This is a genomic window from Shewanella sp. AC34-MNA-CIBAN-0136 (genome assembly GCF_040309945.1).
Lineage (GTDB): Bacteria > Pseudomonadota > Gammaproteobacteria > Enterobacterales > Shewanellaceae > Shewanella.
Map to the genome: position 1 here is coordinate 122,750 of NZ_JBEOPJ010000008.1, position 14,801 is coordinate 137,550.

17 protein-coding genes are annotated in these 14,801 nt (G+C 41.4%); 2 read left to right on the forward strand and 15 right to left on the reverse strand.

Translation table 11 applies throughout. From position 1 onward, the window contains the following. Positions 1-41 precede the first annotated feature (41 nt). The 8 genes from AAEY94_RS10050 to ffh form a co-directional block, all read right to left on the reverse strand. Entirely contained in the window at positions 42-386 is a 345-nt protein-coding gene (locus tag AAEY94_RS10050) for a hypothetical protein (protein WP_011638362.1), read from the reverse strand. A 130-nt stretch (positions 387-516) separates the two neighbouring features. Beyond that, positions 517-1,656, reverse strand: a complete 1,140-nt coding sequence (gene tyrA, locus AAEY94_RS10055) for a bifunctional chorismate mutase/prephenate dehydrogenase (protein WP_162023684.1) — start codon at positions 1,654-1,656, stop codon at positions 517-519. An 11-nt stretch (positions 1,657-1,667) separates the two neighbouring features. Next, complete coding sequence (locus AAEY94_RS10060; RefSeq protein WP_011638364.1) at positions 1,668-2,759, reverse strand: 3-deoxy-7-phosphoheptulonate synthase; 1,092 nt, start codon at positions 2,757-2,759, stop codon at positions 1,668-1,670. Between the two features lie 498 nt (positions 2,760-3,257). Continuing rightward, a complete protein-coding gene (gene rplS / locus AAEY94_RS10065) occupies positions 3,258-3,611 on the reverse strand; it encodes a 50S ribosomal protein L19 (RefSeq protein ID WP_011638365.1) in 354 nt (117 codons plus the stop codon). A gap of 33 nt (positions 3,612-3,644) precedes the next feature. Further along, on the reverse strand, positions 3,645-4,391 hold the full coding sequence (trmD, locus tag AAEY94_RS10070) for a tRNA (guanosine(37)-N1)-methyltransferase TrmD (RefSeq protein WP_011638366.1): 747 nt from the start codon (positions 4,389-4,391) through the stop codon (positions 3,645-3,647). A gap of 15 nt (positions 4,392-4,406) precedes the next feature. After that, positions 4,407-4,937, reverse strand: a complete 531-nt coding sequence (rimM, locus tag AAEY94_RS10075; RefSeq protein ID WP_011638367.1) for a ribosome maturation factor RimM — start codon at positions 4,935-4,937, stop codon at positions 4,407-4,409. Between the two features lie 21 nt (positions 4,938-4,958). Next, on the reverse strand, positions 4,959-5,210 hold the full coding sequence (gene rpsP, locus AAEY94_RS10080; RefSeq protein WP_011638368.1) for a 30S ribosomal protein S16: 252 nt from the start codon (positions 5,208-5,210) through the stop codon (positions 4,959-4,961). Between the two features lie 229 nt (positions 5,211-5,439). Continuing rightward, positions 5,440-6,813, reverse strand: a complete 1,374-nt coding sequence (ffh, locus tag AAEY94_RS10085) for a signal recognition particle protein (protein WP_101086359.1) — start codon at positions 6,811-6,813, stop codon at positions 5,440-5,442. A gap of 281 nt (positions 6,814-7,094) precedes the next feature. Between ffh and AAEY94_RS10090 the strand changes: the two genes are divergently transcribed. Both AAEY94_RS10090 and AAEY94_RS10095 read left to right on the forward strand, forming a co-directional pair. Continuing rightward, positions 7,095-7,883, forward strand: a complete 789-nt coding sequence (locus tag AAEY94_RS10090; protein ID WP_101086358.1) for a cytochrome C assembly family protein — start codon at positions 7,095-7,097, stop codon at positions 7,881-7,883. A gap of 152 nt (positions 7,884-8,035) precedes the next feature. After that, positions 8,036-9,316, forward strand: coding sequence for an HlyC/CorC family transporter (locus AAEY94_RS10095; protein WP_192114404.1), 1,281 nt, complete (start codon positions 8,036-8,038; stop codon positions 9,314-9,316). 61 nt (positions 9,317-9,377) lie between these two features. Here AAEY94_RS10095 and AAEY94_RS10100 read toward each other — a convergent pair whose 3' ends face one another. The 7 genes from AAEY94_RS10100 to lepB all read right to left on the reverse strand — a co-directional run bounded on the left by AAEY94_RS10100 (position 9,378) and on the right by lepB (position 14,788). Then, a complete protein-coding gene (locus tag AAEY94_RS10100; protein ID WP_162023685.1) occupies positions 9,378-9,902 on the reverse strand; it encodes an Mpo1 family 2-hydroxy fatty acid dioxygenase in 525 nt (174 codons plus the stop codon). 304 nt (positions 9,903-10,206) lie between these two features. Continuing rightward, positions 10,207-10,587 (reverse strand): holo-ACP synthase, encoded by a 381-nt coding sequence (gene acpS, locus AAEY94_RS10105; RefSeq protein WP_192114403.1) that lies wholly within the window; start codon positions 10,585-10,587, stop codon positions 10,207-10,209. Then, on the reverse strand, positions 10,587-11,324 hold the full coding sequence (gene pdxJ, locus AAEY94_RS10110; protein ID WP_162023686.1) for a pyridoxine 5'-phosphate synthase: 738 nt from the start codon (positions 11,322-11,324) through the stop codon (positions 10,587-10,589). The genes acpS and pdxJ overlap by 1 nt, the downstream gene beginning before the upstream one ends. A gap of 109 nt (positions 11,325-11,433) precedes the next feature. Next, entirely contained in the window at positions 11,434-12,147 is a 714-nt protein-coding gene (gene recO, locus AAEY94_RS10115) for a DNA repair protein RecO (RefSeq protein WP_192114402.1), read from the reverse strand. A 45-nt stretch (positions 12,148-12,192) separates the two neighbouring features. Then, positions 12,193-13,197 (reverse strand): GTPase Era, encoded by a 1,005-nt coding sequence (gene era, locus AAEY94_RS10120; RefSeq protein WP_101086352.1) that lies wholly within the window; start codon positions 13,195-13,197, stop codon positions 12,193-12,195. Next, positions 13,194-13,874, reverse strand: coding sequence for a ribonuclease III (gene rnc / locus AAEY94_RS10125; RefSeq protein ID WP_101086351.1), 681 nt, complete (start codon positions 13,872-13,874; stop codon positions 13,194-13,196). The genes era and rnc overlap by 4 nt, the downstream gene beginning before the upstream one ends. Next, on the reverse strand, positions 13,874-14,788 hold the full coding sequence (gene lepB / locus AAEY94_RS10130) for a signal peptidase I (RefSeq protein WP_101086350.1): 915 nt from the start codon (positions 14,786-14,788) through the stop codon (positions 13,874-13,876). The genes rnc and lepB overlap by 1 nt, the downstream gene beginning before the upstream one ends. Positions 14,789-14,801 lie beyond the last annotated feature (13 nt).

The following is a 14,801-nucleotide window of genomic DNA, read 5'->3' on the forward strand; positions in this document are numbered from 1 at the left end:
AGGTAATTAGTTATTCAAGGCTATTCAAGGCTATTCAATAATCATACTGCTAGGCCATCATTTAAACTTATCCAGCCTTTAAAAATACGATAACTGAACCAACTAACACCCAGTAAGTACATGGGTAAACTCAGCCATAAAGGACTAAGCCAATATCCTGCAATAAAAAATGGGCATAGGCCAATAATACTCATACGTTGCCAACGTAGATGACTACCCAACACAGAGTCTGGATTGACGTTCTTTTGGATCAAATTAAGCCAAAAACTCAATAATACAGGCACAAAAAATAATGGAAAAGCACTCATTAAGCCGTAAAGAAAATGCCCTAAGGAATTATCTTCAACCTGTTGAACAGGTAGCATATTCGATGGCATCATCGACATGGGGTATCCTCCAAAGGTAACTAAGTTTACTGAGCTAACACAGCGTTATTTGGCTACCGTATTAACTAAACATAAGCTTTGTGTCACTATTTCGCAATAATTAGTTCAATTAATAATGCTTCATTTAGCGTTATCCAGCTTTCATATCATTAACAGATTGCAACATGGCGCGACTTTCATGTTGGAACTGCGGCGCAAAGTCACCAAACCATTTAGCGACACGCTGGAACTGCTCCACAAAGGCTTGCCTATTACCGGTTTGCAACATTGTTAATGCATCACGATAATTATCTAGATAATCACTAATCGCGTGTTGGCTGCCAGGTTGGGCAAAAATAATATCGGCATAAAGCTCGGGATCTTGAGCAAATAAACGACCAACCATGGCTAACTCTAAACGATAAATCGGTGAGCTAAACTGTAATAAGTTACCAATATCAGCTTCTTCTTTGCACAAGTTGACGCCATATACGAATGTTGAAAAGTGACGCATAGCCTGTACAAGTTGCATCGCTTTATCATGACGCTCTGCTTCAGCTTCAACTATTCGCGCCCCCCAAATTTCAATCTGTTGTAGTAACCATTGATACGCTTCTTGATGACGGCCATGACACACCACCACCACCTGTTTAGCGAGACTACCAACATCTGGGCCAAACATAGGATGCAGACCCACTACAGGGCCTTTATGCGCAGCTAACATTGCCGCTAAAGGTGCTTCTTTAATCGAGGTGAGATCAGCTAGAATACAATTTTCAGGTAGCTGGGTTAACTTGTCACGGATCACTTCGCAGGTCACATTTATGGGTACGGTAACAATCACTAATCCTGCACCATCAAAAATGGCAGCGGCATCTTGCCAATCATTTTTATCTATACTTTTAACTTCATAGCCAGAAAGAACCAACATTTGACTAAATAACTGTCCCAGCTTGCCCTGACCACCCACAACGACCACATGACCCAGATCTTGCTTAATCTGCTTAAACCCAACATCTTTTTCATTTAAGTAAGATTCGCGCATAAGTCGACGTAAAATATCTTCGATTAACTGTGGTGAGACATTCATTTTTTGTGCTTCGTCTCGACGTTTAGCTAACATCGATGCTTCACGTTGTGGGGCATAAATAGGTACTCCAGCCGCATGTTTTACGGCACCAACTTGCGCCACTAAATCGAGACGTTTACGTAATAAATGCAGTAATTGTTGATCCACGCCATCAATTAAATCACGAAGATGCTCTAAGCCTGCTGTGGTTTTTTCATTCATCTGTTTATCCATTAACCGTTAACAACCTGCAGCGTCTCAAAACGCGTTGGTAATACTGCAGACAACTGGTTAGCGCCTTGTCTTAAAATGGTTTCAGTAGTTTCCCAATCAATGCATGCGTCAGTGACAGAAACACCATATTTTAGCTCTGCTAACGGTTTATCTGAACTCTGATTACCTTCATTGAGGTTACTTTCAAGCATAACACCGATGATAGATTTATTACCTGCTTCAATTTGGTTAAATACATCTTCGCAAACGTTTTTTTGACGTTGATGATCTTTTGATGAATTACCATGACTGCAGTCAACGACTAAACGAGCACTGAGTTTCGCCTTATGAATTTGGGCTTCACTCTGAGCAACACTGTCTGCATCATAGTTAGGTGCTAAACCGCCACGTAAAATAATGTGTCCATCTGGATTACCGGCCGTTTGCAACAAAGAAACTTGACCTTCTTGGTTAATGCCCATAAAGCGGTGGCTGCTGGCAGCTGATTTTAATGCATTAATAGCCACTTCCAACTTACCATCTGTGCCATTTTTAAAACCAACAGGCATCGACAAACCTGAAGCCATTTCTCGATGAGTTTGCGATTCTGTGGTTCTTGCGCCAATTGCAGACCAAGTAACTAGCTCGGACAAATATTGCGGACTGATCGGATCCAGCGCTTCTGTCGCGATAGGTAATTCAAGTTCAGCAAGCCAAATCATGAGTTCTCGAGCCATTCTGAGTCCTTTCTCGACATCAAATGACTCATCCATATCAGGGTCATTAATCAACCCTTTCCAACCGACAGTTGTGCGAGGCTTTTCAAAATACACGCGCATTAAAATGTAGAAATCATCACTGAGTTCATCATGTAACTTTTTCAGCTTTAATGCATACTCTTTTGCCGCGGCAATATCATGAATAGAACATGGCCCCGTCACCACAAGCACCCGATTATCACGTTTATGGACTATATCTGAGACTTGCTTACGAGCATTTAGAATATATTGATAAGCATGAGTTGATAATGGAAGTTCTTGCTTTAACTCTGCAGGAGTCACTAGCACTTGTTCTGAACTGATGTGCACATTATTAATGGTATCTTGTTGCATACTTATCACTCTCTTTTGACGACAGACCAAAGGTCACTAATAGATTTATTTTTTAGGTATTGGATAGTACAATCTGTATTTTTGTAACGCTACACCATTACACCTTAAAAGCAACTATGCCTGCGCAAAGGTCCTAGAGCAAGGCTTATTTACACAAAGTGTAAAAAATCATATAACCGATGATATTTCGTACAAAAAAATAACCCCAGTCATACATCTTGTACGCGCTCTGCTCACTGTTACCGCTCTACTCGTCGTTACCGCTCTACTCGTCGTTACCGCTCTACTCGTCTTTACCGCTCTATTAGCTATTACCGCTATACTCGTCGTTACCGCTCTACTCGTCGTTACCGCTCTACTCGTCGTTACCGCTCTACTCGCTATTACCGCTCTATTCGCTGTTATCCCTTTATTATTTTTAAAAGCCCCACAAACAAAAACCCGCCTTTCGGCGGGTTGTTGTGCGAACACTGCATCTTTATTCTGTATTGGTAACTATTACTTAGTTGCCAATTTTTCACGGATACGTGCAGACTTACCTGAACGCTCACGTAAATAGTACAGTTTAGCACGACGTACACGACCGCGACGCTTAACTTCGATGCTAGCAATTAGCGGGCTATGCGTCTGGAAAGCACGCTCAACACCTTCGCCATTAGAGATTTTACGTACTGTGAATGCAGAATGCAGACCACGGTTACGCTTAGCAATTACCAAACCTTCAAAAGCTTGAAGACGCTCTTTTTCGCCTTCCTTAACACGTACTTGAACTACTACTGTATCACCAGCACCAAAATCAGGCACATCTGTTTTCATTTGCTCATCGTTGAGCATTTTAATGATGTTGTTCATAATTACTCCATCCTAGTAATAACTGAGCGTTGACTATGCGGACTTGTCCGTTTCATTCACGAACTGCGCTAATAAAGTCGTTTGTTCGTCAGTCAGAGCTAGATTTTCAAATAATTCTGGTCGTCTCAAAAAAGTTCTTCCGATACTTTGTTGTAAACGCCAGAGTCTAATTTTTTCGTGGTCACCGCTTAGCAGCACTGCGGGTACGTCAAGACCATCCAATTGTTCAGGGCGCGTATAATGAGGACAATCCAGTAAACCATCAGAGAAAGAATCTTGCTCTGCTGACGCTTGCTTGCCCAGTACACCAGGTACTAAACGAGCCACTGAATCGATTAACGTCATTGCCGGTAACTCACCACCCGAAAGTACGTAATCACCGATAGACCATTCTTCATCAACTTCTGTTTGAATAATGCGTTCATCAACACCTTCGTATCGACCACACACTAAAATCAAACACTCTGATTTAGCTAACTCAGTAACGCCATGCTGATCCAGCTTGCGTCCCTGAGGAGATAGATAAATCACTTTTGCCCTATCACCTGCAGCTGCTTTAGCTGCATGGATAGCATCACGCAGAGGTTGCACCATCATTAACATACCGGGCCCACCACCATAAGGTCGGTCGTCCACAGTATTATGTCTATCATGGGTGAAATCTCGAGGATTCCACGTTTGCACCTCTAGCAGGCCGTTTTTCACGGCTCGACCCGTAACCCCAAAGTCTGTAACAGCACGAAACATCTCTGGAAACAGGGTGATTACCCCTAACCACATATGTTGTACCTCGACTTAGAAGTCAGGATCCCAATCCACTAAAATCTGTTTCCCTTGCAAGTCCACCTGTTTGATGAACTGCTCAGGGACAAAGGGGATCATACGTTCCGCTTTGCCGAAGGCATCTTTGGCATTAGCTTTAATCAGTAGTACGTCGTTTGATCCTGTTTCCACGATCTGGTCAACAATACCCATGTTATAGCCGTTTATATTGGTCACTTCGCAGCCGATAAGATCACGATGATAGAATTCACTATCATCCAAATCTTTCATTTGCTCAGGCATGATCGCAATTTCACAATTTGTGAGCATTTGCGCATGTTCTCTGGTAGCGACACCTTCTAGTTCAGCCACGACAGCTTTACCTTGAAAACGCCACTGAGCGACCTTAACTTCACGCCAAACGCCTTGTTCTTTTATCAGCCAAGGCGAATAATCGAAAATACCTTCAACAGAATCGGTATAGGAAGTGATTTTTAGCCAACCTTTAATACCATGACTGGAACCTAACTTACCCAGTACAACTAGCTCTTGGTTACTACTCATCTATCTATACCTTATACGCAATTAAGCAACAGCTTTACGCGCGTCTTTAATCAGTTTTGCAACACGCTCAGATGTTGCAGCGCCAGTAGCAACCCAGTGCTCAACACGATCAAGATCTAAACGTAAAGTTTCTTCTTGGCCACGGGCCAATGGATTGAAGAAACCTACACGTTCGATGAAACGACCGTCACGAGCATTGCGGCTATCAGCAACAACGATATTGTAAAATGGACGCTTTTTTGCGCCGCCACGAGCTAAACGAATGGTAACCATGCGTTTTATTCCTCTAATGATTTGCTAGAAGCAAAAATAAAAACTGGAACTCCGTGTTCGCGAAGAGTCCCAGAAAGAAAGCCGGAAGATTTTACCTGACTTTTGAACTATTGCAACCAAATCTGATGATTTTTAGCTCACCCATTTTGTTGCAATAAAGTCAAAAATATAACCTAACCAACTGATTGAATTTAAAAATTACTAGTTTTGCTCTTGAAAGATGCTGTTATTATCGACCAGGAAACTTCATTCCTGGTGGTAACATTCCGCCCATTCCGCGCATCATCTTCTTCATTCCACCCTTGCCAGACATCTTTTTCATCATTTTCTGCATTTGGGTAAATTGCTTCAATAAGCGGTTTACATCTTGAATTTGGGTACCTGAACCGCCAGCGATTCTACGTTTACGAGATCCTTTAATCAAATCTGGATTCTTACGTTCTTTAGAGGTCATTGAATTAATAATGGCTTCCATTTGTCCGGTCATTTTACCGTCTTGAACCTGGGCCAATGCTTCTGGTGGTAATTGTCCTACACCTGGAAGCTTCTCAAGCATGTTCATCATTCCGCCCATGTTTTTCATTTGCTGCAATTGCTCACGAAAATCTTCTAGGTCGAAACTGCCGCCGGATTTAACTTTTGAAGCCAGCTTCATCGCTTTGTCTTTATCGACGCCACGTTCAACTTCTTCAATTAATGACAACACATCACCCATACCGAGGATACGCGAAGCAATACGGTCTGGATGGAAAGGCTCTAACGCATCGGTTTTCTCACCAACACCTAGAAATTTAATTGGCTTACCTGTGATACTGCGAATAGATAACGCAGCACCACCGCGAGCATCACCATCAACTTTGGTTAAAATAACACCCGTCAAAGGTAACGCTTCATTGAATGCTTTAGCTGTGTTGGCCGCATCTTGCCCCGTCATCGCGTCAACAACGAATAAGGTCTCAATCGGATTTACAGTAGCATGCAGCTGCTTGATTTCATCCATCATAGCTTCATCAACGTGCAGGCGACCTGCTGTATCGACAATCACCACATCAATGAATTTTAATTTTGCATAGCTTATTGCGGCTTTAGCAATATCAACTGGCTTTTGGCTCACGTCAGACGGAAAGAATTCAACCTCAACTTCTGCAGCCAATGTTTCAAGTTGTTTAATTGCCGCAGGACGGTATACATCCGCACTGACGACAAGGACTGATTTTTTATGACGTGTGCGTAAAAATTTACCTAATTTGGCTACCGAGGTTGTTTTACCCGCGCCTTGAAGACCCGCCATCATGATCACAGCCGGAGGTATTGCCGCTAAGTCGAGGGCTTCATTCGCCTCACCCATGGCTTTTTCAAGTTCGTTTTGGACAATTTTGATAAAGGCTTGCCCTGGGCTTAAGCTTTTTGACACCTCTTGACCCACAGCGCGTTCTTTTACGCTGTTAACGAAGTCTCTAACAACAGGTAAAGCTACATCCGCCTCAAGCAGCGCCATACGCACTTCACGCAGGGTTTCTTTAATGTTGTCTTCTGTTAAGCGACCACGGCCACTAATGTTTTTTAGTGTGCGTGAAAGTCTGTCAGATAAATTTTCAAACATTGAGCGGCTCTTTTAAGCATATCGATAATTGAGCCCATTATACCCAAGCCACTCTAAATTACGATACTTGCAACGCGAAGAACGTAAACACTGACTCATTTTGAGTAAATTATTGTAGCTAAAGGTAGGAAATTGTTAAATTTTGGGTCTTAGGTCACTGCCATATTAGGCCCTGATCATGTTAATCTAATAAAATAATGAAAATGTGATGCTTTGATAGTATTGTTCAACACTCACAGCGCAGTTTTTCAGCATTAATTACTATGATAGGTTGAGTCTCAATGGTTATTTTTTCAGCGGCAGCCATGCTGTTTTATTGTTTAGCTTTGGTTTTAGTAACAAGCAGACTTTTTCATGTTGAAGGGCCTAATCGTAAAGCCGTTATGCTGGCTTCTGGTATTGCCGTCATCATGCACGGGTTTGCACTTTCGAATGCGGTTTTTACTGTCGATGGACAAAACTTTAGTTTAACCAACGTAATTTCATTGGTTAACTGGATTATTGCATTAACGTTCACGATTACAATGCCTCGACTTAAAGTCATCATTGTAGTGCCCGTTGTGTATGCCTGCTCAATATTGTCAGTAGCACTTCTATGGTTAGTGCCGCCGCAGTTTATTACTCATTTTGAAATACACCCTGAACTTCTGGCACATGTAGTGTTATCACTCATGGCCTATAGTGCATTGATGATAGCGGCTATGTACGCCATTCAATTATGGTTTATCCAGAATAAACTGAAGAAAAAGCAAATGATGATGAGCCCAGCAATGCCGCCATTAATGACGGTTGAAAAGCAACTTTATCACCTCATCATTATTGGATTTATTTTACTGAGTTTATCGCTAGTAACTGGATTTGTATTTTTAGAAGATATGTTTGGTGACGGTAAAGGCCATAAGGCAATATTATCAATAATAGCTTGGGTGGTTTACGCTGCGATGTTGTGGCAACAATATACTGTTGGCTGTAGAATCCGTACCGCAGTGATTTATAGCTTATCGGGTGCGGGCTTACTATCTCTCGCATATTTTGGTGCTAGAGTTGTTAAAGAATTGATATTAAACTAATTTTAATATCTTTACGCTGAATATGCTTTTCTATTCTGTTGAAAAATAACCAAGATTACTTGACACTAACGGCCAATAATAAATAATGGCCGTTAAATTTATGACAATTTGGCCAATAGGTCAATTTCACACCACTTTATGGGGCCCCTTTTTTGGACGCTATATCTACCAGCGCACTCCTTATTTTCCTTTTGGTTTTAATCGTGATTTCTGCTTATTTTTCTGGTTCAGAAACCGCAATGATGAGCCTCAATCGATACCGCTTACGACATCTTGCATCCAATGACCACAAAGGTGCACAGCGCGCCTTAAAGTTACTCGACCGCCCAGATCGACTCATTGGCTTGATTCTCATCGGTAATAATCTGGTTAACATTCTTGCATCTGCAATTGCGACTATTATCGGTATGCGCTTGTTTGGTGATATGGGTGTTGCTATTGCAACCGGTGTTCTGACTATAGTGGTGTTAGTGTTTGCTGAGGTCACACCAAAAACGTTTGCGGCTTTGCACCCTGAACGTATTGCATTTCCATCGAGTATTTTATTAGGTTGGTTATTAATATTGCTGTCGCCATTAGTGAAAGCAATCAACTTAATTACCTCAATATTTTTACGTTTAATGGGCATTAAAACGGTCAAAACAAGTGACGCGTTAAGCCAAGAAGAACTGCGCACAGTTGTGCATGAAGCTGGAGCACTAATCCCACAGCGTCACCAAGAAATGTTATTGTCGATTTTAGATTTAGAAAAAGTCACAGTCGAAGACATTATGATTTCGCGCTCAGATATTTATGCTATTAACGTCAATGACGATTTTAAATTGATAAATAAGCAAGTGGTTCAAAGTCCTCATACTCGAGTGTTAGTCTATCGCGACAACATCGATGATGCTGTCGGGTTTATTCACTTACGTGATGCTTTGCGCTTACAATCCAAAGAGCAATTCAGTAAGTCATCATTATTAAGGGCTGTTAAGGAGTTATACTTTATTCCTGAAGGCACACCACTAAACGTTCAATTGACTAATTTCCAGCAAAATAAAGAACGCATAGGGTTAGTTGTTGATGAGTACGGTGATATTCAGGGCTTAGTCACACTTGAAGATATTTTAGAAGAGATTGTTGGTGACTTCACAACCTCAATGCTGACCACGGCAAGTGAAGACATTAATATCCAACAAGATGGTAGTTTCTTAATTGATGCCACGATTAACATTCGTGACCTTAATAAAGAAATGAAATGGAATCTTCCGATTGATGGCCCTAAAACCTTAAATGGCCTGATCATTGAATTTCTGGAAGATATTCCTGCAGCAAACACCAGCTTACGCATCGTTGATTATCAAATAGAAGTCATCGATGTTGCAGATAATATGATTAAAACAGTCAGAGTTTTACCCAGCAATTTAACGTTAATTGATGATAACGAGTAAATTTTTACACATAAAAAAGGCGCTGCAAGCGCCTTTTTTATTGCCATGAATTAGTCATTCATTACGATGCACGACGCTTAGCCTCTAAAGCACGTCGTTTATCACGTGCTATTGGGGTAATTTCTGCGGCTAAGTCTTTTTCCAAACCTAATATGAAATACAACTCTGCCATCAAGAAGAATGGCCCAATCAGAAGCTGATTGAGATCATCCATAAAAGCAGGTTTGGCCTTTTCATATTTATGGCCAATAAACTGAATAACCCAGCCAATAATAAAAATACTAATGGCAATGATAAAAGGATGTGAGGTATGAACAACCAGCTCTGTGGTGTATAACACCGGCACAATGAACAATACTAATCCAAACGCTAGGCGCATATGAAGTGCCATATAGTAGCCCAATACCACCACAGCTAATATCATTGCAACACTCACTTGATAATCTTGCCATGCAAAGCGAAGAGTCCCCAGCATCAAAAATGCCGACCAAATAATCATAGGAACGCCGACAAAATGCGTCTTTATATTTTGTGGATTTAAGTGCACGCTTTTATAAGTTGAAAGTTGTTCTACTGCCGATTTCATTTTAGATTCTCTCTAGTTAACCTCAGCTCAAAAGAAGGAATGAGGTAGGTAAACTGGCATCATGATATTCAATCTAATTCATATCTAATGGATCATTTTGGCTAACAATCCGTATTGATTTACCAATATTAATCTAGTGTGATGTCGTCGTATTAGTATAGAAAAAGACTGTTTGATGTCAGTTATCATCTCGTTCTGAGATGAGTTGTTGATATCTTGTTAATCTACCTCACTTACGGCCATTTTAAAAGCTCACAAAAAAGGCGCTAATGCGCCTTTAATAAATAGCCTAATATGGTTCACATCAACTTTCTAACACCACAGTGGCTACAGCATAATGTTTTTCATCTGCAATACTGATAAAACCATGCTTGCCCGCTAATTGTTCAAGCCGTGCTAGCGCGCCATCGGTAAAACGTACCTGGGGCGCGCCATTATCATCATTGTCGATATGGATATGTTGAAACGACACACCTCTGCCAATTCCTGTGCCTAAGGCTTTTGCTGCAGCTTCTTTGGCGGCAAAACGCTTAGCTAAAAATCGCTCAGGCTGTTTTGATTGCAAGTAAGTAGTAAGCTCAAACTCGGTCAGCACTCTTCTGGCTAACCTGTCACCTAGGCGCTCTCGCTGCTCACTGATGCGGGCAATCTCAACAATGTCTGTTCCTATCCCTACAATCGCCATTATTCGCCTCTGCGGCCTTCAAGCATCAGTTTCTTCATATCCCGTACTGCAGTGTCCAAACCATCAATAGCGGCTCGAGCAATCACAGCATGACCAATATTAAGCTCATAAAGCTCAGGAATAGCCGCGATAGCCTTAACATTGTGATAATGCAATCCATGCCCAGCATTAACCACTAAACCTTTACTGTGAGCATATTGTGCCATTTCAGTAATACGAGCTAATTCATTTGCCTGCTCAGCATCGGTGATGGCATCAGCATAACAACCAGTATGGATCTCAATATAAGGTGCGCCAGATAACACTGCGGCATCAATTTGAGTTTTATCAGCATCAATAAACAATGACACTTTAATACCTTCTGCAGCCAAACGTGTGACGGCTGAGCGGATTTTTTCTAACTGACCTGCGACATCAAGACCGCCTTCAGTTGTTAGCTCTTCACGCTTCTCTGGGACTAAACATGCATACGCTGGTTTGATATCACAGGCGATAGCGATCATTTCTTCAGTGACAGCAAACTCGAAGTTCATTCTGGTCTTCAATGTCTTTGCCAATAAATACACATCACGATCTTGAATGTGGCGACGATCTTCACGTAAATGTATGGTGATACCATCGGCGCCGGCATGCTCTGCTACTGCAGCTGCGTGTACGGGATCAGGATAATGAGTACCGCGGGCCTGACGCAATGTCGCGATATGATCGATGTTAATGCCTAATAGTATTCCGCTCACATCGAGCTCCTTAAGATAATAAATAACACAATGAGGCACACGATAACCAAAGTTATGCACTAATTTACAAGTGTTTGGTCCATGTGTTGGGTTTAAAATAGATTATATGCTAATCCGATTTGTTACTGAATAACTGCCTACTTAATAACGGCTTATTACCCAACAATGGTGTGAGTAAATAACGCATTAATCCTTTAGCTTGATTGAACTGTTCAGGTTGCAGGTTTTGTGATGCCAATGCTAGCAACATTGCCCCAGATAAACAGCCTTTACTATGAGAAAAAGAGCTTTCTTGAGTGGTTGCTATAGGGATAAAACCACTCTCTGCAATAAACCGATAGTGGCAACTGTCATCTAACGAGTCACCTTGGGTGTCATAAGCAAGAGACGGCAACGCACCTAACTCGAGTAATAAAGCCATTTCAAAATAACGCAGGTGGCTTGAACAAAACTGTTTAGCTAACGCCAGTAGTGCACGATGATAATCGAGAAAGAGACCTTCAGCTTGGTGATCGACTGACAATAGGCGTACTAATATTTCGTTTAGGTAAAAACCAGAATAAAGACTATTACCGCTCAGCGGCATAGCAGGTGCAGCGGCTTCAATTTGGGTAATATTTTTCAATCCTAAATTTCTGGCTTCGGATTGGGCACTAAATTGGATAATTAGCGGCTGAAAAGGTTGTAAGATACTTTTAATCGACCGTTTACCAGAACCGACTCGAGTAATGGCATCAACACGTCCAACACCCTCTACCAGCAAATTAACGATTACGCTCGATTCACGAAATTGTCGATGATGAAGCACATAGCCACGTTTCATAGTGGCCATGCCTATAAATACATAATCAGTAACGCTAAAGCCAATTTAGCTTTCGCCATAGCCTAAACTTCTCAATGCACGTTCATCATCAGCCCAACCTGATTTCACTTTGACCCACACTTCAAGAAATACTTTATTGTCAAATAAGGTTTCCATATCCAAACGGGATTGCGTTGCAATCGTTCGAATTCGCTCACCTTTATTGCCAATCACCATCCGTTTTTGGCCTTCACGCTCAACCAGAATTAACGCATTAATTTGATAGACGCCATTTTCCATCATTTTAAACTGTTCAATCTCAACCGTTGCGTCGTAAGGAAGTTCATCCCCAAGGAAGCGCATTAGCTTTTCACGGACAATTTCAGATGCCATAAATCGTTGTGAGCGATCGGTAACATAATCTTCTGGGAAATAAAATGGGGCTTCTGGCAATGATTCACGTGCCATATCCAAAATGCGTTGCACATTGGTGCCTTTACTGGCTGATATTGGCAAAATTTCATCAAAATCAAACTTTTTAGCCAATTCAGTTAGATAAGGAAATAATGATTCTTTATCTTTAATATTATCAACTTTATTAATGGCTAAAATGATTTTTCGATCGTCATTTCGATGTTGAATTTTTTGAAGCACCATCTCATCATCGGCAGTCCACGTCATACCATCAACAACAAAAATAACCATAGCAACATCAGCTAATGAACTGGCAGCCGCACGGTTCATCAAGCGGTTTATCGCACGCTTTTCTTCAATATGCAGACCAGGGGTATCAATAAATATAATCTGACTTGGGCCATCGGTATGAATACCCATGATACGGTGACGAGTTGTTTGCGGTTTTTTTGAGGTAATACTCACCTTTTGACCAAGTAACTTGTTCAAAAGTGTTGATTTACCCACATTGGGACGACCGACAATAGCCACCATGCCACAATAAGTTACATCGTATTTGGCTGTAGCCGTTGGTGCTGCTTGGTTCATCCTTGCCAGCAGTTCATCTAAGCTAGGCTCTTGGTTATCACCTGCTGGCAAGTCTGTTTTTTTGGTCATTTATTCAGTAGCTCCAATACCTGAGCAGCGGCAAGCTGTTCAGCTTTTCTTCTTGAACTTGCCACACCGGTGACAACTTTATCTAATTCACTAATTTTACATTCTACGGTGAAGGTTTGATCATGCGCTTCACCTTCTACCGCAACAACTTGGTAATCTGGCAATGGCTTTTTAAAACCTTGCAGGTATTCTTGCAAAATTGTCTTCGGATCTTTTTGATTAATACCCGGTTTTATCTCAGCTAAACGCTCTTGATACCATGATAATAATAGCTTACGGCACACTTCAATATCGGCATCAAGGTAAACTGCACCAATAATAGCCTCTACGGCATCCGCTAAAATAGATTCGCGTCTAAAGCCACCGCTTTTGAGTTCACCAGGGCCTAAATACAAATAATCACCTAGCTTGAACTCTTGAGCGATGATTGTCAGTGTGTCACCTTTGACTAAAGTAGCGCGCATACGGCTTAAATCACCTTCAGTCGCCTTTGGAAACTGATGATATAAGGCATCTGAAATAGCTATCGATAAAATCGAATCGCCTAAAAACTCTAAACGCTCATTATGTTTATTTGCTGCGCTGCGATGTGTTAAGGCCTGAATGAGTAATTCAATATTATTAAACTCATACCCTAAAGTACGGCACAAACGCGGCAAATTTTTAATGGGTTCCATCAATGTATTCCACCTACTCTATCAAAACGTACTCCGGTCGGTACCCACGTTGGTAACACATCACTCGGTTTACGATCAAATTCAAAACTAATCCAAATTGCAACGGCTTTACCGACAAGATTCTCTTCCGGGACAAAGCCCCAGAATCGACTATCGGTACTATTATCACGGTTATCACCCATGGCAAAATACATTCCTTGAGGGACAACGAACTCACCAGCAGGAAGACCCGCTTGAGGATAAAAGTGCTGTCTGAAATCAGGGCGCGATGGATTAAGCAAAATATCGTGTTCTACATCGCCTAATTGCTCACTCAAACGAATTAATGGCACGTCATTTTGGCTAAACTCACCACGATTAATTTCTACATGCTCAATCGTATGAGCAGCTGGGCAGTCAGATTTATTGACACACGCTTCTTGGATCATCAGTTGTTTATTACGATAAAATATCTTGTCACCTGGTAAACCAACCACACGCTTTATATAGTCAATTTTTGGGTTTTCAGGGTATTTAAATACAAATACGTCTCCGCGCTCAGGTTCACCGGTTTCAACTAGTTTGCTGCGCCATACAGGATCGCGTAACCCGTAACTAAACTTTTCAACCAGAATGAAATCACCCACTAAGAGTGTCGGCATCATCGAACCAGATGGAATTTGAAATGGCTCATAGATAAAAGATCGTAAAATCATCACAAAGGCGATAACCGGAAAAATCGAATGTGCAGTTTCAACTAACACGGGCTCACGAATGATTTTATCTATCGCATCTGCACTTAACTGAGTTGAGTTAGCTTGTGCTGCTAATAAGCTTTCACGGCGTTTAGGCGCAAAAAATACCACATCAATTAACCAAATAAGTCCACTGACTAAGGTTACGAGTACTAAAATGAGCGAAAAATAGGCTGCCATTACTGATTTATCT